Genomic DNA, 18,972 nt, shown 5'->3' with positions numbered 1-18,972 from the left:
CCCGAGGGCGTGCCACCACCGCTGACGGGATGACCGCAGCGGCCGCACAAAGCCTTTCCGAACAGCCAGCCAATTCAGGCGGATCGCCTCCCGCCGGGTGGGAGCAGCTGCGCGCCGACGAGACCATCCAGTTCGACCCCGTCACCATCCCCGAAGCGCCCCCGCCCAAGCCAAGCTGGCTGTCCGAGCAGCTCGACGCCTTCTTCAAATGGCTCGCCGAGGTTCTCGGCCCGCTCGGGCAGGCGATGGTGGATCAGTGGTGGTGGCTGCAATGGGTGCCGGTGGCGCTGGTCGGCCTGTTCGCGCTGGTGCTGGTGATCCGCCTGATCGACCCCTCGCTGCTGCGCTTCCGGCGCAAGGCCAAGGGCAAGGCCGAGGCGGCGGCCGAGGAGCCGTGGCGCCCCGATGCCGCCACCAGCCTCGCGCTGCTCGAGGATGCCGACCGGCTGGCGGCAGAGGGCCGCTTCGACGAGGCGACGCACCTGCTGCTCCAGCGCAGCGTCGCGCAGATCAGCGCGGCGCGGCCCGACTGGGTCGAGCCATCCAGCACCGCGCGCGAGCTTGCCGCGCTGCCCGCGCTCCCCGGCCCGGCGCGCGAGGCCTTCGGGGTGATCGCGACGCGGGTCGAGGCCTCGCTCTTCGCGCTGCGCCCGCTCGCCCGCGCCGACTGGGAAGCGGCGCGCGCGGCCTATGCGGAGTTCGCGCTCGCCCGGTTTGACAGGAAGGCGCTCGCCGCATGAGCGCCGCCGCCCGCCCCGCCGCCTTCTCGCGCGTCGGCGCCTTCGCGCTGGTCGCGGGCGGGCTGATGCTGTTCCTCGCGATGCTGTGGCTCATCAGCGCCGACGCCGATTTCGGCGGCGAGCGCGGGCGCGGCCAGGCCCATGCCGCGAGCAACGGCCTCAACGGCTATGCGGGCCTCGTCAAGCTGGTCGAGGCGCAGGGCTACAGCATCGAGCTGTCGCGCAATGCGCAGGACCTCAAGACCCGCGACCTCCTCGTGCTGACGCCCGCGCTCTACGCGGATGCCGAGGAAATCGAGGAGATCCTGACCGATCGCCGCACGCTCGGGCCGACGCTGGTGATCATGGGCAAGTGGTGGGCGAGCGCGCCCGGCCAGAACCTGCCGCCCAAGGTGCAGGAGAAGTTCAAGCGCGGCTGGGTGAACCTCAACGGCATCGTCACCAGCGAATGGACCACCGATCTCCCCGACGGCTACCGCTTCACGCACGCGGCCTACCCCGCGCAGGCCGAAGAACTCGCCGTCGAGATTGCGCCCCCGCAAGTGGCCCCCGCGCCCGCGCCCAAGGGCGAGGCCAAGCCGCCGAAACCCGGCCCGCCGGCGCGCTGGGCCGGGATGGGGCTGTCGGGCACGCTCCCGCGCGAGGAACGGCTCTACGCCGAAATCGGCGACGGGCAGAAGGCGCTGATCGTCGATCCCGCAGGCCGGGTGCTCGCCTTCGGCATCGATATGGACGCGGGCGAGGAGCTGGACAGCGCCTCGGAGGACGAGGCCGACATCTTCACCGACGCGGTCTACCCGGTGATCGTTCTGGCCGACCCCGACCTTGCCAATAATTACGGCCTTGCCGACGGCCAGCGCGCGGCCGCCGCGATCGCGCTGGTCAACCGGCTGGGGGAGGACGAGGGCATCAGCCACGTCGTCTTCGACATGACGCTGAACGGCTTCGGCGCCTCGGAGAACCTGCTGACGCTGGCCTTCCGCCCGCCCTTCCTTGCCGCGACCCTGTGCCTGCTGGTCGCACTGCTGATCGTCGGCTGGCGCGCGTTCCAGCGGTTCGGCCCGGCAGCGGCGAGCGGCGGGCCCGACATCGCTTTCGGCAAGCGCCAGCTGATCGCCAACGGGGCGGGCCTGATCGTGCGCGCGCGGCGCTTCCGGCTGCTGGGCGCGCCCTATGCCGCGCTCGCTGCCCGGCGACTGGCTGAGCGGCTTGGCCTCTCGCGGCCCGACCCAGAGGCGATCGACGCCGCCCTCGCCCGCCGCCTGCCCGAGGAAGAACCCTTCACCCGCCGCGCCGCGCGACTGGAGGCGGCCTCGAAACCCGCCGACATTCTCGCCGCCGCGCAAGGCCTCGATGATCTCGCCACCAAATTGCAACAGGGACCCAAATGACCATGACACTCGAAGACGTCCGGAGCCTCACGGGCGCCATCCGTGCCGAGATCGCCAAGGCGATCGTCGGGCAGGAAGCGATGGTCGACATGCTGCTGGTGGCGCTTCTCTCGGAAGGCCACGTGCTGCTCGAAGGCCCGCCGGGCACCGCCAAGACCTTCCTCGCGCAGAGCTTTGCGACCACGCTGGGACTCGATTTCGGGCGCATCCAGTTCACGCCTGACCTGCTGCCGGGCGATATTCTGGGGTCGAACCTGTTCAACTTCCAGACCAGCCAGTTCACCCTCACCCGCGGGCCGATCTTCTGCGACCTGCTGCTGGCGGACGAAATCAACCGCACCCCACCCAAGACCCAGGCCGCGCTGCTCGAAGCGATGCAGGAACGCCGCGTGACATTGGACGGGGAGACCCACCGCCTGCCCGACCGCTTCATGGTGGTCGCAACCCAGAACCCGATCGAGAACCAGGGGGTCTATCCCCTCCCCGAAGCGCAGCTCGACCGCTTCCTGTTCAAGCTGCTGGTGCCCTATCCGGCGGAAGAGGAAGAGGCGCGGATCGTCGCCACCTATGGCAAGCGGTCCGGCCCCCAGCGCCCCGCCGATGTGGGCGTGACGGCGGTCACCAACGCCGCCGGGATCGCCGAGGCGACCGCTGCCGTGGGCGAAGTGACCGTGGCCGAGGACATCACCCGCTATGTCGTGCGCCTGATCCGCGCCACCCGCGAGCATTCGGAGCTCACCGTCGGCGCCTCCCCGCGCGCCGCAGTCCTGCTGGCAGGTGCCGCCCGCGCGCGCGCGGCGCTCGAGGGCCGGGCCTATGTGATCCCCGACGACGTCAAGGCGCTCGCCGTGCCGGTGCTGCGCCACCGCCTGACGCTCTCCCCCGCCGCCGAGATCGAGGGCCGCGACATGGAGGCGCTGGTCGCCGAGCTGGTCGAAGCGACCGAGGCCCCCAGGTAAGGTGATCCGCGTCCTTCGCCTCCTCCTCAACATCCTGCTGCTGCCGCTGCGGCCGCTGATGGTGATCGCGCCGACCGAGCGCGCGGCGTGGGTCGCCGCCGCGCTCGCGCCGGTTGCGGTGGTGATCGCCGCCACCGCGCCCGGCGCATGGGTCGCCGCGCCCCTGCTCGGCGGCGCGCTGCTGCTGCTGATCGCGCTCGACGCGGCTCTGATCGGCAAGGTCGAGGGCTGGGAAATCCGCACGAGCGAAGACATCGAGGTCGGCCAGCCGACCAGCCTCGCGATCACCGCGCGCTTTGCGGGCCGCCAGCCCAAACGCGCCGAGGCCGCGCTCGCCTGCGATCCGCGCCTTGCCGAGGAGGGCCGCGTGGCGCTCACCCTCTCGCCCGAGCCCTATGGCGATGGCTGGCGCGGGGAGACGACCCTCACCCCCACCCGCCGCGGCACCGCCTTGGTCGAGCGCGCGTGGATCCGCTGGACCGGGCCGCTGGGCCTCGGCGGGCGGCAGTTCGACTACGCCCTCGGCAAGCCGGTCCGCATCTGGCCCGACCTCTCGCCGGTGCGCTCGCCTGACCTCCAAACCTTCCTGCGCAACGCCCAGATCGGCCTCATCAACCGCCGCATCCGGGGCGAGGGGACGCAGTTCGAGGCCCTCTCCGAATACGAGCCCGGCATGGACCGCCGCCGCATCGACTGGAAGGCAAGCGCGCGCCACACCCGCCTCTTCGCGCGCGAGAACGAGAGCGAGCGCAACAACCAGATCGTCTTCGCCTTCGATTGCGGGCAGGCGATGTGCGAGCCGGTCGACGGGTTGCCGCGCATCGACCGCGCGGTCTCGGCAGCGCTGACCTGCGGCTATGTCGCGCTGAAGGGCGGGGACAAGGTCGCGCTGTTCGGCTTTGCCCGCCGCCCGCAGTTGATGACCCCCTTCATCGCCGACGCGCGCGCCTTCTACCGCTTGCAGAGCGCCGCAGCGGGGCTCGATTACGAACCGGTCGAGCCCAACTTCACCCTCGCGCTGGCGACGCTGACCGCCAAGCTCCAGCGCCGTTCGCTGGTGGTGATCTTCTCCGACTTCACCGACCCCACCGCGGCAGAGCTGATGGTCGAAAGCCTCGGGCGGCTGGTGAACAAGCATTTGGTGCTGTTCGTCACCATGACCGACAGCGAGGTCGAGGACCTCATCACCGCACCCCCGGGCGACATCGCCACCCTCGCCCGCAGCGTCACCGCCGACAGCCTCGCGCAGCAGCGGAAGCTGGTGCTCACGCGGCTGCGGCGCTTGGGGATCGACGTGCTCGAAGCCCCGTGGGAGAGCATCGGCCCGCGCCTGATCGACCACTATCTCGCGATCCGCAACAGCGAGGCGATCGGATGAAGGCCCCCGTCATTTCCTCGTGGTTCGGGCGCGGACAGGTCGAAGCCTCGCCCGATATCGAAAGCGCGGCGCTGCGCTCCGACCGCTTCCGGCTGGAGCGCGAAGGCGAGTGGAAGCGCCTCGAGGCGATCCTCGTCCGCATGGAAAAGGGCGGCCTCCGCCGGATCGCCGACGACGATCTGATCGCGCTCCCCGCGCTCTACCGCACCGCCGCCTCCTCGCTCTCGGTGGCGCGCGAGACCTCGCTCGATGCCGCCACGCTCGCCTATCTCGAAGCGCTGGTGCAGCGCGCATGGTTCCAGGTCTATGGCCCCCGCATGGGCTTCGTGCGCTGGCTGCGCGGCTTCATCTTCGGCGGCTGGAGCCGCGCGGTGCGCGAATTGTGGCTCGACCTCTGCATCGCGCTGTTCGTGATGGTCGCGGGCGCGATCGTCGGCTGGCTGCTGGTGGCGCAGGACGAGGCGTGGTTCTACCGCCTCTTCCCCGGCGGCATGATGGACCCGCGCCAGCCGGGCGCGAGCCGCGAGGAATTGCTCTCGGTGCTGAAGCATGACGAGGGCGCCGCCGGGCTCGCCGGGTTCGCCGCGCAGCTGTTCAGCAACAATTCGGCCGTGTGCATCCTCGCCTTTGCGCTGGGCTTCGCCTTCGGCATCCCCTCGCTGATGCTGCTGGTGCACAACATGGCGGTGATGGGCGTGCTCTTGTGGCTCTACAACGGGCAGAACCTCGTGGTGGAGCTCGCCGCATGGCTCAGCGTCCACGGCACCACCGAAATCTTCGGCATCCTGCTCTCGGGCGCGGCTGGCTTGCATATCGGGCGGGCGATGGCCTTCCCGGGCAAGCTCCCGGTGCTCGAGGCTGCGGCTGCCGCCGGGCGCCGCGCGGCGGTGGTGATGGTGGGCGTCACGCTGATGATGGTGGTCGCCGCGATCCTCGAGGCCTATCCGCGCCAGCTGGTCGAGGACACCAATACCCGCTTCATGATCGGGGGGACGATGCTGGTGTTCTGGCTCAGCTACTTCTTCCTCTACCGCCCCGCCGCCCCGGAGCGCGCCGCATGAGCGTGCGCGGCATCTCCCCCGCTCAGCGCGACGAGAAGCGCCTGCGCACGCTCGTCACGCCCGAGGGGCTGGCGCTCCCCATCACCATCGCCGCGCGCACAGCGCGCGCGGGCGCGCTGGTGATCGACTTCATGATCCTGCTGTTCAGCCTGATCGTGGTGCAGATCACGATCTACTACATCGCCCGCGGGCTGGTGCAGGCGAGCGGCTTCGACCTCGACGCAATGTCGAGCAGCGTGCTCGAATTCCTCGGCATCTGCATGGCGATCTTCGTGTTCTGCGCGTGGTACGGCTATTTCCTGGTGCAGGAACTGGGCCCGCGCGGGGCAACGCTGGGCAAGCGCATCGTCGGCATCCGCATCGCCGCGCGGGCGGGCACGCGCCTCACCCCCGAGGCCGTGATCGCGCGCAACCTCTTGCGCGACATCGAGATCTTCTACCCCCTCATCACCCTCCTCATCCTCGCCGTGCTGGCCGAGCGGGGCGAGCCCATCGGCGTGCTCGGCTGGGTGGTGACCGGCTGGTTCGCGCTGTTCCTGCTGTTCCCCTTCTTCAACCGCGACGCCCTGCGCGCGGGCGACATCATCGCGGGCACCTGGGTGGTCGAGCGCCCGCGCGCCAAGCTCGCCAAGGTGCTCTCGGTCGAGGGCGCGGCGGCTGCCGGGGGCGCCAGCGAGGCGACGGGCGTGCGCTATGCCTTCGGCGAGGCGGAGCTTTCGATCTATGGCGAGAAGGAGCTCCAGACCCTCGAGCGGATGCTGCGCGACAGCCCGCCCGAAGCGCTTGCAGCGGTCCACGCCACGATCTGCCGCAAGATCGGCTGGGACCCGGGCGCGGGCGACGAAAGGGCTTTTCTCGAGGCCTTCTATGCGCAATTGCGCGCCAAGCTCGAAGCCGACCTCCGGTTCGGCAAGCGCAAGGCGGACAAGTTTGCATGAAGGTTGATCGGCGGTTCTTCATCGGCGGCACGCTGGCGCTGGGCGCGGGGGCGTGCATTCCGCCCGACCAGTCGCCGCTCGGGCGGCTGGCCGCGGAACTGCGGATCATCGAGGCGGCGGGCGGGGGCACGCTCGGGGTCGAGATATTCAACACTGCCACCGGGGCGAGCGTCGGGATCAATCAGGACCGCCGCTTCGGCCACGCCTCCTCGTTCAAGCTGAGCCTCGCCGCGCTGCTGCTCCAGCGCCACGCGGCGGGCACGATCGACGCCGACCGCCATGTGATGTGGACCGAGGCGGATATGCTGAACCACGCGCCCTTTACCCGCGAGCGCATGGCAACCGGCGCCACCTTGCGGGAACTGGCGCGGGCGACGCAGATCACCTCGGACAATCCGGCGGCCAACATTCTTCTGAAGCAACTGGGCGGCCCGGCGGGGCTGACCGCCTTCTGGCGCAGCCTCGGCGACGAGGTCAGCCGGGTGGATCGCTTCGAGCCCGAGATGAACCTCGTACCGACCGGCGAGTACCGCGACACCACCACACCCGCCGCAATGGCGCGCACGGTGGCGAAGATCGTCTATGGCGACGTGCTGCCCGAGAAGGAGCGCGCCGAACTCAAGCAGTGGATGGTCGAGACCGAAACCGGCCTCAAGCGGGTGCGGGCGGGCCTCCCCGAAGGTTGGGTCGCGGGCGACAAGACCGGCACCAGCGGGCTGATCGGGGCGACCGAATACAATTACATCGACATCGGCTTTGCCGAGGGGCCGAAGGGCGAGGGCCCCCTGACCTTCGCCTGCTATTTCCGCGCGCGCCAGACGATCGACGAGATGCTGCCGCTCGGCCAGGAAACCCTCGCCCGCGTCGGCCGCATCATCAAGGAATTCGCCGAGCCCGAACGCGGGTTGCCGCTGGTGGGGAAGCTTTACTGACTTCCTCCCCCTCCCGCCTGCGGGAGGGGGTCGGGGGGTGGGAACAACCGCCAGCGGCCACGTGAGCGAGGCCTGCGGCCTCGCCCCACCCCCAACCCCTCCCTGAAGGGAGGGGCGTTTCTGGATCAATGATCCGGCGTCGCCGACGCCTTCTCCTCGCCGCCGAAGATCGCGACTTCGTTCACCCCGGCGCTGGTCGCGCGGCCGCGATACATGCCGGTGGTGTTGAAGCTGAAGATCGCCTCGCCCGAAGGCGTAACGACGATCACCCCGCCATCGCCGCCCAATTCCTCGACGTCGGCCATTACCGCATCGGCGACTGCTTGCGACTGGTAAGTCCGGTCACCTTGCTCAGGCTCAGCACCCTTAGGGAAGAGCCAGTTCGCACCCTGCAGCACCCGCAGCCGCGCGCAGATCTCGTGCGCCACGCCGACGCGGATGAAATACTCCCCCCAGCCCGTCGCCGAGACCGCGCAGGCGCGGTTGTCCGCATAGGTCCCAGCCCCGATCATCGGCGCGTCGCCCACGCGGCCCCAGCGCTTGCCTGTCATCCCGCCCGTGGAGGTGCCCGCCGCCATGTTACCCTTCTGGTCGAGCGCCACCGCGCCCACCGTGCCGAATTTGTGGTCGACATCCAGCGCCGAAAGCTTCTCCGCCTTGAGCCTTTCCAAAGCCTCGCGGCGCGCCGGGGTCGCGAAATATTCGGGCGGGGTCACGGCAAAGCCCTTGGAGACCGCGAAATCCTCCGCGCCCTTGCCCACCAGAAAAACGTGCTCGCTCTGGGTGCGCACCGTGTCGGCCAGCAGGATCGGGTTCTTGACCGTCTTCACCCCCGCGACCGCCCCCGCAGAGCGGTCGCGCCCGTCCATGATCGAGGCGTCCAATTCGTTGGTCCCGTCCCAGGTGAACACCGCGCCCTTGCCGGCGTTGAACAGCGGCGAATCCTCCATGATCACGATCGCGGCCTTCACCGCGTCCATCGCATCGCCGCCCTCGGCGAGGATCTTCGCCCCCGCATCGAGCGCGCGCTGCAGGTCCGCCTCGTAGGCCGCGCGCTTTTCGGGCGTCATCTGCTTGGGGTCGAGCGTCCCCGCCCCTCCATGGATCGCCAGCGACCATTTCGGCGCCTCATCGGCAAAAGCAGGCTGGGACATCAGAGCGAGCGCCATCAGAGCGAGGAGTTTCTTCATGGCCGCAAGGTGTAACGCGGCCCCGCCTGTTTCGCCAGCTTAACAGCGCGCGCGCGGCAAGCTAGGGCGAGGCATGATCTACCGCCCCGCCACGCTCGCCGACGCACCCGCCCTTGCCCACCTCGGCGCCGAGACCTTCATCGCCGCATTCGGTGACCTCTACACCCCCAAAGACCTCGCGGACTTCCTCGCCGAGGTGCACAACCCCGAAGCGGTCGCGGGCGAGATCGCGGGAGACGAATGCACCCACCGCCTCGTCGAGGACGACGGCCAGCTCGTCGCCTTCTGCAAGCTGCGCTACCCCACCAAGTTCGGCGACTTCACCGAGGCGAAGAACCCCATCGAGCTGGGCCAGCTCTATGCCCTCCCCACCCACACCGGCCACGGCATCGGCGCCAAGCTGATGGACTGGGCACTGGCCCATGCGCGCGAGGGTGGCCACGATGCCGTTCTGCTCAGCGTCTATGCGGAGAACTTCGGCGCACAGCGCTTCTACCAGCGCTACGGCTTTGCCAAGATCGCCGACATCACCTTCAAGGTGGGCGATCACTACGATCCGGAGCTTCTCTACGAGCTCAAACTATAAGGGAGAGGACCATGAGCGCATTCGGCTGGGTCAGCACGACCGACGAGGTGCTGGCGGGCAAGGACCTGTCGGGGCGCACGGTGTTCGTCACGGGGGCGAATTCGGGCCTCGGGCAGGAGACCGCGCGGGCGATGGCCAGCCGGGGTGCCGAGGTGATCCTCGCCGGGCGCGATCAGGGCAAGCTCGACGAGAGCGTCGCCGCGATCAAGGCCGATCATCCCAAGGCGCAGCTAGAGACGCTGACCGTGGACTTGACCTCCCTCGAGAACATCCGCGCCGCTACCTCGCGCGCGCGCCAGCGGTTCCACAAGATCGACATCCTCATCAACAATGCCGGCGTCATGGCGACCCCGTTCAGCCACACCCATGACGGGTTCGAGATGCAGATCGGCACCAACCACTTCGGCCACTTCGCGCTGACCGGCGAGCTCTTCCCGCTGATTGAGCGCGGGCACCTCAAGCGCATCGTCAACCTCTCGAGCCGCGGGCACCACTTCGCGCCCGTCGATTTCGACGACCCCTTCTTCGAGCGCCGCGCCTATGACCCGTGGATCGCCTATGGCCATTCCAAGACCGCCAACGTGCTGTTCTCGGTGGGTCTGGAACAGCGCTATGCCGTGCTCGGCATCCACGCCTATGCGGTGCATCCGGGCGGGATCCAGACCAATCTCGGCCGCCACATGACGCCCGAGATGATGGAGGCGCTGATGGCGCGCGTGACCTCGCGCGATACCGGCTTCCAGTGGAAGACCATCCCCCAGGGCGCGGCGACCAGCTGCTGGGCAGCGACCGCGCTCGAGCTCGAAGGCAAGGGCGGGGTCTATTGCGAGGACTGCCATGTCGCCGAGGTGGACGACGAAAGCTCCACCCACGGCGTGCGCTCCTACGCGCTCAACACCAGCTATGCCGACCGCCTGTGGGCGATGAGCGAGGAGCTGACCGGGGTGCGCTACCCTAGCTAGCTCGCGACAAACTCCGCGAGCAGGCCGAGCGCATCCTTCGCCTCGCGGGTGGGGAGGATCGCCATGAAGACGTGCGGCGCGGCCTCGTATTCGTAGAGCTTCGCGTCGACCCCCGCCTCGACCAGCCGGGTGAGGAAGCTGCGCGAATCCACGATGAAGAGGTCGTGCCGCCCGGTCCAGATCCGCGTCGGCGGGAGCGCGGCGAGCGCTTCCGAAGACGCATAGAGCGGGCTCACCGCCGGATCGTCCATCGCCCGGCCCGCGGCGACGAGGCCCCCGCAGGCGCGCAAGGTGCCGATCTTGAGCATCACGTCATGCGGCTCGATCGCGGCAATCGCCGGGTCGGCGAGGCCAAGGTCGAGCCACGGGGCAAACAGCGCGAGCTTGCCCGGCTGCGGGCCGCCTGCCGCCGCCAGCCGCAGCGCGAGCGCCAGCGCCATGTGCCCGCCTGCGCTGTCACCATTGAGAATGATCCGGGCCGGATCGTGCCTTGCCGCAAGGTCGGCCCACACCGCATCCGCCAGATCGTCCTGCGCGGTGTAAGGCGCCTCGGGCACCACCGGATAGAGCGGCACAGTGACGCTCGTGCCGCAGCGTTTCACCATCTCGGCGACCAGCGGCCAGTGGACCTTGAACATCGGCTTCACGAAGCCGCCGCCGTGGAAATAGAGCATGTGCCATTCCGCACGGCCGCCTTTGGGATGCAGCGTCACCACCTTGTGGCCGAGCAACTCGCGCTCCTCCACGAGGAACTTGCCGCGAAACCCCTCCGGCATCGGCGCATCCAGCGGCAGCTTCCTGCCCGCCATCTGCGCATGGAACCCCGCCTCGTCGAGCGGGAAGACCGGGGTCTGGCGGCCCACCATCCACTTGATGCCGCGCATCAGCAGGCTGGGCGACGGCGAGCGCAGCTCGATCGAAGAATGGGTCAGCATGGTCTCTCCCCTGTTTGGCGCGCAGACTGCCGCGCGGGGGAGCGAAGTCAAGCGCACCTGCTTGTCATTGCCCCGACGCGCTTTGCCGCCTATATGCCGCCCCATGTCTTCCATCCGTCCGTGGCGCACGATCGAGCGGCGCAAATCGCGCCAGATCATGGTGGGGAATGTCCCCGTTGGCGGTGATGCTCCCATCACCGTGCAGACCATGACCAACACCCCGACCGAGGACGTGCGCGCCACGCTCGACCAGATCCGGCGCTGCGAGGATGTGGGCGCGGACATCATCCGCGTCTCCTGCCCGACCGAGGAATCGACGCGCGATTTCAAGAAGATCACCCGCGCCGCACGCATCCCGATCGTCGCCGACATCCACTTCCACTACAAGCGCGCACTGGAAGCGGCGGACGCTGGCGCGGCGTGCCTGCGCATCAACCCCGGCAATATCGGCTCGGCGCAGCGCGTCGCCGAAGTGGTGCGCGCCGCCAAGGCCAATGGCTGCGCGATCCGCATCGGGGTCAATGCCGGGTCGCTGGAAAAGGACCTGCTCGAGAAATACGGCGAGCCCTGTCCCGAGGCGCTGATCGAAAGCGCCTTGGATCACATCAAGCTGCTGCAGGACCACGATTTCCACGAATACAAGGTGGCGGTGAAGGCCTCCGACGTATTCCTCGCGGTCGCGGCCTATCATGGCCTCGCCGAAACGGTCGATTGCCCCTTGCACCTCGGCATCACCGAGGCGGGCGGGCTGATCGGCGGGACGGTCAAGTCCTCCATCGGCATCGGCAGCCTGCTGTGGGCGGGCATCGGCGACACCATCCGCGTCTCGCTCTCCGCCGAGCCCGAGCAGGAAATCAAGGTCGGCTTCGAGATGCTCAAGGCCCTCGGCCTGCGCACCCGCGGCGTGCGGATCGTCTCGTGCCCCTCGTGCTCGCGGCAGGGCTTCGATGTCATCCGCACGGTCGAGGCGCTCGAAGCGCGGCTCGAACACATCAAGACGCCGATGAGCCTCTCGATCCTCGGCTGCGTCGTCAACGGCCCGGGCGAGGCGCGCGAGACCGACGTCGGCCTCACCGGCGGCGGCGCGGGCAAGCACATGGTCTATCTGCGCGGCGTCACCGACCACACGATCCAGGACGAGGACATGCTCGACCACATCGTGCGCCTCGTCGAGGAAAAGGCCGCCGAGATCGAGCGCGGGGAGGCGACTGCCTTCGATCCCCACGCCGCGCCGCAGCAAGCTGTCGCCGCCGAGTGATCCGCCTGCTGCTGGCGGCGCTGCTGGCGGCGGGGGCCGCTGCCTGCGAGACAACGCCCTACGAGCCCGCCGCGCTCCTCCACCCCGAGGCGCGCGCCTATCCGGCCGACGCCGATGCCATGGCCGATGTCGAGGGGGCCCTCGCCCGCTCCGCGGTCTCGGGAAAGCGGGTGCTGCTGGTGCTCGGCGCGAACTGGTGCCACGACAGCCGCGCGCTCGCCGGATGGCTCGAAACCCCGCGCTTCGCCGCGCTGGTGGCCGAGCGCTACGAGCTGGTGTTCGTCGATGTCGGCATGCCGCAGACCGGGGAGGGCCGGAACCTCGCCATCGCGGAGCGCTTCGGCCTTGCCGACATGAAGAACACCCCCGCCCTGCTGGTGCTCACCCCCGAAGGCCGCGCGGTGAACCTCGAGAGCGCCCGCAGCTGGCGCAACGCGGCGAGCCGCAGCGAGGAGGCGATCTACGCCTATCTCGCTGCTTTGGCGGGCGAAGCGGAGGCCGCTTCGTCGCTGCCCATGGCGACGACTTCGATCACCGTGAGGCAGGCTGACGCCGAGGTCTGGGTCGGCAACGACGATGCAGGGTGCCGCTTCGCCTTGTCGCCCGGTGGACCGTGGGTGGGCGAGGTGTCCGCCTTGACGGGTCTGCCGGAGAACCCCGCAATCCTGCTGCGCAGCGGCCCGCAGACCCCGTGGCGGTGTGTCGCCGCAGGGGTTTTCCAGTTCCAGAAGCGCGGCGCCAAGGTCGGCTTCGCGCGCGCTCCCGAGGGCCAGCCGGTCGCCCCATGATCGCCGCTCTTCTCCTTGCCTTCGCCCTTGCGATGGACGCCTTTGCCGTCGCGCTGACGCAGGGCGCGCGGTTCCGGCCCTCGGCGGCGGGGGGGCTGGCCATCGCGGCGACCTTCGGGGGGTTTCAGGCGCTGATGCCGCTCGCCGGATGGGGGATCGGGGCGGTGGCGCTGGCCTATGTTGCGGCGATCGATCACTGGATCGCCTTCGGGCTGCTCGCCTTCCTAGGGGTGCGGATGCTCGGCGGGCATGTGGGGGACGAAGAGGCGGCCCATGCGCTCACCGGCCGCGCGCTGCTGATCGCGGGGGTGGCGACCAGTATCGATGCGCTGGCGGCGGGGATCACGCTGCCGACGCTGGGCGTCTCGCCGTGGCTTGCGGTGGGGCTGATCGGGCTCGTCACTTTTGCGCTCAGCGGCGCGGGCGTGGTGCTGGGCCACCGCGCGGGCGAGCATCTGGGCGAATGGGCCGAGCGCATCGGGGGCGTGATCCTGATCGGGCTGGGGTGCAAGATCCTCGCCGAGCATTCCGGGTGGCTGTGAGCGCGTGCTCCACGTCGTCCACCACGCCGACTACATGGCGCCCCGGCCGGAGCGCGGCAGCTTCCGCTTCGACAAATACTACCTCGTGATGGAGGAACTGCGCGCCTCGGGGGCCGCGATCACCGAGCACGCGCCCGAGCCCATGCCCCGCGAATGGCTCGAGGCGGTCCACTGCCCCGACTATGTCGACGAGGTCTTCCGCGCCGCAGTCCCCCGCGCCAAGGAGCGGCGGATCGGCTTTCCGGTCACGCCCGCGATCACCGCGCGCGTGCGCCACACCAACGGCGGCACATGGCTCGCCGCCCAGCTTGCCCGCCGCCACGGCTACGCCGCCAACTCCACCGCCGGGAGCCACCATGCGCTGCATGACACCGGCGCGGGCTATTGTGTGTTCAACGACCTCGCGGTGACCGCCAACCGCCTGATCGCCGAGGGCCACGCGGCCCGCGTGCTGATCGTCGACTGCGACGTCCATCAGGGCGATGGCACCGCCAGCCTCACCGCAGGGCGCGCCGACATCTTCACGCTCTCGCTCCATGCCGAGAAGAATTTTCCGGTCAGGAAAGCGCGCTCCAGCCGCGATGTGTCCTTGCCCGACGGCCTCGACGACGATGGCTACATGGAGGCGCTCACCCGCCACTTGCCCCCCGTCCTCGCCGACTTCGCGCCCGATTTCGTGCTCTATCAGGCGGGAGTCGATCCGCACCATGACGACAAGCTCGGGCGGCTCGCGCTGACCGACGCGGGGCTGGCCATGCGCGACCGCTTCGTCATCCGCGAAGCCCGCAAGCGCGGACTGCCCATCGCCAGCGCGCTCGGCGGCGGCTATGGCGATGATCCACGCAAAGTCGCCGCGCGCCACGCGGCCTCGATGCTGACAATGGCAGACGAGAACACACGCCACCCCGGGGAGCAGGCATGACCATCCACGAAACCGATTACCTCATCGTCGGCGCCGGCGCGGTCGGCCTGGCCTTTGCCGATTCGCTGATCGACGAGGACCCGGGCTGCCACATCACCTTCGTCGACAAGCACGCCAAGCCCGGCGGGCACTGGAACGACGCCTATTCCTTCGTCGCGCTGCACCAGCCCTCGGCCTTCTACGGGGTCAATTCGATGGCCTTCGCGAGCGAGGCGATCGATACCCACGGGGCCAATGCGGGCCTCTGCGCGCTCGCCAGCGGCACCGAGGTGCTCGCCTATTTCGAGAAGGTGATGAACCTGCGCCTGCTGCCGAGCGGGCGCGTCGCCTACCATCGCCTCGCCGAGTTCAAGGGCCGCGACGAGAGCGGCATCGCAACCATCCGCGGCGTGATCTCGGGCGAGGAAACCCGCATCGCCGTGCGCCGCAAGCTGGTCGATGCGACCTTCTACCAGACCTCGGTCCCCTCCACCCACACACGCGCCTTCGCGGTGGACGAGGACGCCCGCATCGCCATTCCCGGCGACCTGCCCGATCTGTGGAAGCGCCCCGACGCGATCCCCCAGAGCTTCGTCATCCTCGGCGGCGGCAAGACCGCGATGGACGTGGCGGTGTGGCTGATCGAGGCGGGGGTCGCGCCCGACCGCATCCACTGGGTGCGCCCGCGTGACAGCTGGCTCAACAACCGCAAATACCTGCAACCGGGCGAGGACTTCCTCGCCGCCACGGTCGAGAGCCAGCGCGCCCATCTCGAAGCCTTCCGGGCTGCGCAGAGTGGCGAGGAGGTGTTCGAGCGGCTCGAGCAGGGCGGCTACATGCTGCGCATCGACCCCGATGTGACGCCTCAGATGTATCACTACGCCGTGATCTCCGAGGGCGAGATCGCGATGCTGCGGCGCATTACGCAGGTGATCCGCAAGGGCCGCGTCACCCGTGTCGCCAACGGCGCGCTGCATTTCGGCGACGCCACACACCCCATCCCCGAAGGCGCGCTCCACATCGATTGCACCGCGCGCGCCGTGCCCTTCGCCGCGGCCGAGAATGCCGGGCCGCAGTTCCGCGGCGACACCATCGTGCTCCAGCCGGTGCTCGCCCCGCTGGTCACCTTCAGCGCCGCGCTCACCGCTTTTCTCGAAGTGCATTTCCCCGACGACGCGACCAGGAACCAGCTCGCCCGCCCTGCCGATCTGACCGATACGCCCGCGACCTTCCCCTATGCCTTCATGATGAACCTCATGAACCGCGGCACCTGGACCCAGACCCCCGAGATCGCCGCATGGCTGGCGAAGTCGCGGCTCGATCCCACGGGGCCGACCATCGCGCGGATGAGCGCAGCCCGTGACCCCCGGCTCGCGGCCCTCGGCGGCTTTCGCGAGGCGGTGATGGCGGCGATGCCCGACGTCATCCGGCTCGGCATGGCGGCCAAGGCGCTCCACGACGGGCAGACCGCGCCCGCGAGTTGACGCAGGTTTGCGACGAAATGCTGATCTACGTTAAACCGCGGCTTGGGAACTGGCCCCGCGGCCGCTACGTTACACAGCAATGAAGCGTCGCGACATCCTCAAGGGAACTCTGGCAGCCGGAGCGGCTTTGGCGCTGCCCGCCCGCCTGTTCGCGACCCCGATGGCCGGCACCCCGCGCGACCGCATCCTCATCGGCATCGCCAAGCGCGAGCTGCTGCGCGCCGGCAACGCAATCTGGCGGCAGGACATCGTCGGCATCGCCGATTTCGGCCTGCACTCTGCCAAGCCGCGCTTCCACTTCGTCAATCTCGATAGGGGCGAGGTGCAGTCCTACCACGTCAGCCACGGCATGGGCTCCGACCCGCAGCATGACGGCTGGCTCAAGGATTTCTCGAACACCGAAGGCTCCAACGCCACCAGCCGCGGGGCTTACGTGACGTGGGAGTGGTACAAGGGCCGCTACGGCACCTCGGTCCGCCTCGGCGGGCTCGACGAGAGCAACGAGGCGGCGCTGCGGCGCTACATCGTCATGCACCACGCCGACTATGCCGAGACCTCGCACCTCGAAAAGTGGGGCCGCCTCGGGCGCTCCAACGGGTGCTTCGCGATGGGGACCGAACAGTTCCGCGAGGCGCTGATGCACCTGTCCGGCGGGCGGCTGCTCTATGCCGACAGCCTGGGGCTGGAGGAGGACGGCAGCATCCAGCCGATTCCCGAGCTGGCGATGTACCAGCGCCAGCCCCTCGACCTCGCCCCGCGCCCGTCGATCGCCGCCTACTGATCGATGCCTTACCGTCCGAGCACGGCCTGGTTCGAGCTTAATGCTGGCTCGGCCCTCGTGGGCGTGCTCCCGGCGAGCGTGCAGGCGGCGGCGGTGGGATCGGTGGCGACGCTGGCGGTGTTTCTCAGTCCGGCCTTTCCGGGCGCGCTCGTGTCCTTCGCCGACTTGACGATCTGGACGATCCCCTGGCTGATCGCTTTTTTGCTCCTCACCATTCTCGTCGCCACGCCCGTCTGCGCCTTGACGGCCGCGCTCGTCGGCGTGCCGCTCGCGTCCCTGCTGGGCCGCAGGCTCGCCGGTCCGCTCGGGCTGGCCGCGGCGGTGGGCATCCCGCTGGCGATGGGGCTGGCGGTCGCCGGAAGCCTCGGCGCCGCCTCGGTATGGGGCGAGGATGTCTGGATTTTCCCCGTGCTGACGACCGCCTATGCCCTGCCGGGCGGCCTGTTCTATCGCCGGGCGGTGCTGACCTCGCGCGCGCTCAGCCCGTGGGACGAACCCGAGCCGGAGCCGACGGCCTAGAGCGCTTTCCTACACGGCAGCGCCGCGATAGACTGCGCGCGGCTCTTTCGGATCGTCAAACCCCCGCTGCACCCCGCAGCAAGAACGCATCGTCTGCGCGATGCGCGCGAATATGTGTGAACTTCGCAATTCACCCACAACCCACAGAAAAATCAGCGCAATTCCTGTAGGATTGCGCGTTTTGCAATGTGAACTTCGTGAACTTCGCGAGATAAGCCCCGCCCCTCTTGCGCGGAGCTTGGCCGCCTCAGGTATCCTTGAGGTCGTCCTCGATCACGATCACCTCGCTCGTCGGCTTGGCCGAGCGGTCGCGCACGCGCGGCTTGTCGAGGCTGGCGAGCACCGGCGCGTCGCGGCCGTAGATGTCCTTGAAGGTCGCCATCTCGCCGTTGATGTCCGAGGCCATCGTGAAATAGGTGATGTAGGCGCGCCAAGGCTTGGTCAGCATCACCTTCTTGTACTTGCCCGAATCCGCGATCGCGACCGCTTCCTCGCGGGTCGCGCCCTTGCCGAGGATCGCCATCGTCATGGCAAGCTCCAGCGCCCGCTCGGTGCGCACGCAGCCGTGCGAGAGGGCGCGGAAGTCATTGGCGAAGAGGTGGCGCGAGGGCGTGTCGTGGAAGAAGATCGCATGCTCGTTGGGCATTTCGAGCTTCATCCGGCCGAGCGAATTGCCCGGCCCGGGCTGCTGCACCACGGTGATGTAGCCGTTCGCGCCCTTGGTCGCGACATAGCCGTTGGCGCGGCCCCAGGCGGGGTTGGCGAGCACCCGCGCGCCCAGCCCCTCGCCCTTGACGATCGACTGCGGCACCGTCCAGGTCGGGTTGAACACCACGCCCTCGACCACCTCGGCGAGCTGCGGGGTGGCGGTCCGCCCCGGCTTGCCGACGATCGTGCGGTAGGTGCTGATGATCTTGTTCTTGACCGTCAGCCGCAGCTGGAACTCGGGGACGTTGGTGATGAGGTATTGCGGGCCGAGGTCGCGCGCCAGCCAGCGCCAGCGGTCCATGTTGGCGCGGATCAGCTTGCGCCGCGCGGTCTGGCCGTCCGAGGTGGCGGCAAGTTCGGCCTTGAGGCGGGCGTAATCGGGGTGGGTCGGGTTGAGCTTGGCGAGGGTGCCGGCGATGTCGCCGGTCTTCAATGCCTCGGCCAGCACATTGCCCGAGGGGTTCGCCTCGCGGTCGGGGTCGACCACGAACCACTGCTGGCGCGCCTCCATCGGCGTGCGCCCGTCGCGCAGGTCCTCGACCAGCCAGACGAAGCTCTGCGAGGCCATGCGGTTGAGTTCCTCGGAGGGGCCCGAGGCGATGGCGACCTTCAGCGGGGCGAGGTCGTAGTCGCGCGGGTCGAGGCCCTCGGCGCCGATACCCTCGATCACCGCGACGAGCGCCTGCGCCTGCGCCACGGTCCAGGCCTGCACCAGCGGGGCGACTTGCGGCGTGGCCTGTACCACCGGCTGCGAGACGGTCGGCGGGAAGGCCTCGGAGAAGGCCTTGGAGGCGGTGGGCGAGGGCGCGGGGGCAGGCGCGGCGGCGTCCTGCGCCAGCGCTGCGCTCGCCACCAGCGCCGCTACAGCCACGCCGCCAGCCAACCTGCCCGAGAACCTGATCATTCGTCTGTTGCCTTC

19 protein-coding genes are annotated in these 18,972 nt (G+C 69.3%); 16 read left to right on the top strand and 3 right to left on the bottom strand.

The window, feature by feature from the left end; genetic code table 11:
- Positions 1–29 precede the first annotated feature (29 nt).
- From PFX90_RS05610 to bla, 7 genes are read left to right on the top strand one after another with little or no spacing between them, the layout of a single operon-like run.
- On the top strand, positions 30–740 hold the full coding sequence (locus tag PFX90_RS05610; RefSeq protein ID WP_285711402.1) for a hypothetical protein: 711 nt from the start codon (positions 30–32) through the stop codon (positions 738–740).
- Complete coding sequence (locus PFX90_RS05605; protein ID WP_285711401.1) at positions 737–2,131, top strand: DUF4350 domain-containing protein; 1,395 nt, start codon at positions 737–739, stop codon at positions 2,129–2,131. The genes PFX90_RS05610 and PFX90_RS05605 overlap by 4 nt, the downstream gene beginning before the upstream one ends.
- Complete coding sequence (locus PFX90_RS05600) at positions 2,128–3,090, top strand: AAA family ATPase (RefSeq protein ID WP_285711400.1); 963 nt, start codon at positions 2,128–2,130, stop codon at positions 3,088–3,090. The genes PFX90_RS05605 and PFX90_RS05600 overlap by 4 nt, the downstream gene beginning before the upstream one ends.
- A gap of 1 nt (position 3,091) precedes the next feature.
- Positions 3,092–4,468: a DUF58 domain-containing protein gene (locus PFX90_RS05595; RefSeq protein ID WP_419180082.1), complete on the top strand. Its 1,377-nt coding sequence runs from the start codon at positions 3,092–3,094 to the stop codon at positions 4,466–4,468.
- Positions 4,465–5,529 (top strand): stage II sporulation protein M, encoded by a 1,065-nt coding sequence (locus PFX90_RS05590; protein WP_285711399.1) that lies wholly within the window; start codon positions 4,465–4,467, stop codon positions 5,527–5,529. The genes PFX90_RS05595 and PFX90_RS05590 overlap by 4 nt, the downstream gene beginning before the upstream one ends.
- The gene (locus tag PFX90_RS05585) at positions 5,526–6,467 is read left to right on the top strand and encodes an RDD family protein (protein ID WP_285711398.1); all 942 of its coding nucleotides are present in this window, start codon (positions 5,526–5,528) and stop codon (positions 6,465–6,467) included. The genes PFX90_RS05590 and PFX90_RS05585 overlap by 4 nt, the downstream gene beginning before the upstream one ends.
- The gene (gene bla, locus PFX90_RS05580; RefSeq protein ID WP_285711397.1) at positions 6,464–7,399 is read left to right on the top strand and encodes a class A beta-lactamase; all 936 of its coding nucleotides are present in this window, start codon (positions 6,464–6,466) and stop codon (positions 7,397–7,399) included. Before PFX90_RS05585 ends, bla begins: the two co-directional genes overlap by 4 nt.
- Positions 7,400–7,524: 125 nt before the next feature.
- Here the strand turns inward: bla and PFX90_RS05575 are convergent, their stop codons facing one another.
- Complete coding sequence (locus PFX90_RS05575) at positions 7,525–8,589, bottom strand: isoaspartyl peptidase/L-asparaginase family protein (protein ID WP_285711396.1); 1,065 nt, start codon at positions 8,587–8,589, stop codon at positions 7,525–7,527.
- A 73-nt stretch (positions 8,590–8,662) separates the two neighbouring features.
- Here PFX90_RS05575 and PFX90_RS05570 point away from each other — a divergent pair, with 73 nt between their 5' ends.
- Both PFX90_RS05570 and PFX90_RS05565 read left to right on the top strand, forming a co-directional pair.
- Positions 8,663–9,175, top strand: a complete 513-nt coding sequence (locus tag PFX90_RS05570; protein WP_285711395.1) for a GNAT family N-acetyltransferase — start codon at positions 8,663–8,665, stop codon at positions 9,173–9,175.
- A gap of 11 nt (positions 9,176–9,186) precedes the next feature.
- Positions 9,187–10,137 carry an SDR family NAD(P)-dependent oxidoreductase gene (locus PFX90_RS05565; RefSeq protein WP_285711394.1) on the top strand — a complete coding sequence of 317 codons (951 nt, stop codon included), beginning with the start codon at positions 9,187–9,189 and terminating at the stop codon, positions 10,135–10,137.
- On the opposite strand, the gene PFX90_RS05560 is transcribed toward PFX90_RS05565, so the two are convergent.
- Positions 10,134–11,072, bottom strand: a complete 939-nt coding sequence (locus PFX90_RS05560) for an alpha/beta hydrolase fold domain-containing protein (RefSeq protein WP_285711393.1) — start codon at positions 11,070–11,072, stop codon at positions 10,134–10,136. The two genes, PFX90_RS05565 and PFX90_RS05560, sit on opposite strands and share 4 nt — an antisense overlap.
- 103 nt (positions 11,073–11,175) lie before the next feature.
- On the opposite strand from PFX90_RS05560, the gene ispG reads away from it, so the two are divergent.
- The 7 genes from ispG to PFX90_RS05525 all read left to right on the top strand — a co-directional run bounded on the left by ispG (position 11,176) and on the right by PFX90_RS05525 (position 17,345).
- Positions 11,176–12,330, top strand: a complete 1,155-nt coding sequence (gene ispG, locus PFX90_RS05555; protein ID WP_285711392.1) for a flavodoxin-dependent (E)-4-hydroxy-3-methylbut-2-enyl-diphosphate synthase — start codon at positions 11,176–11,178, stop codon at positions 12,328–12,330.
- Entirely contained in the window at positions 12,327–13,118 is a 792-nt protein-coding gene (locus PFX90_RS05550; protein ID WP_285711391.1) for a thioredoxin family protein, read from the top strand. Before ispG ends, PFX90_RS05550 begins: the two co-directional genes overlap by 4 nt.
- Positions 13,115–13,660 (top strand): manganese efflux pump MntP, encoded by a 546-nt coding sequence (locus PFX90_RS05545; protein WP_285711390.1) that lies wholly within the window; start codon positions 13,115–13,117, stop codon positions 13,658–13,660. Before PFX90_RS05550 ends, PFX90_RS05545 begins: the two co-directional genes overlap by 4 nt.
- A 34-nt stretch (positions 13,661–13,694) precedes the next feature.
- Positions 13,695–14,582, top strand: a complete 888-nt coding sequence (locus tag PFX90_RS05540; protein WP_419180090.1) for a histone deacetylase family protein — start codon at positions 13,695–13,697, stop codon at positions 14,580–14,582.
- Complete coding sequence (locus tag PFX90_RS05535) at positions 14,579–16,045, top strand: NAD(P)-binding protein (protein ID WP_285711388.1); 1,467 nt, start codon at positions 14,579–14,581, stop codon at positions 16,043–16,045. The genes PFX90_RS05540 and PFX90_RS05535 overlap by 4 nt, the downstream gene beginning before the upstream one ends.
- A gap of 79 nt (positions 16,046–16,124) precedes the next feature.
- Positions 16,125–16,826, top strand: a complete 702-nt coding sequence (locus PFX90_RS05530) for a murein L,D-transpeptidase catalytic domain-containing protein (RefSeq protein ID WP_285711387.1) — start codon at positions 16,125–16,127, stop codon at positions 16,824–16,826.
- Positions 16,827–16,829: 3 nt separating this feature from the next.
- Positions 16,830–17,345 carry a hypothetical protein gene (locus PFX90_RS05525; RefSeq protein WP_285711386.1) on the top strand — a complete coding sequence of 172 codons (516 nt, stop codon included), beginning with the start codon at positions 16,830–16,832 and terminating at the stop codon, positions 17,343–17,345.
- Between the two features lie 247 nt (positions 17,346–17,592).
- Here the strand turns inward: PFX90_RS05525 and PFX90_RS05520 are convergent, their stop codons facing one another.
- A complete protein-coding gene (locus PFX90_RS05520; RefSeq protein WP_285711385.1) occupies positions 17,593–18,957 on the bottom strand; it encodes a L,D-transpeptidase family protein in 1,365 nt (454 codons plus the stop codon).
- Between the last annotated feature and the right edge of the window lie 15 nt (positions 18,958–18,972).

It is taken from the genome of Erythrobacter oryzae (assembly GCF_030271515.1).
Lineage (GTDB): Bacteria > Pseudomonadota > Alphaproteobacteria > Sphingomonadales > Sphingomonadaceae > Erythrobacter > Erythrobacter oryzae.
The sequence above is the reverse complement of the archived record's forward strand: the minus strand, read 5'-3'. Positions and strand labels throughout refer to the sequence as shown.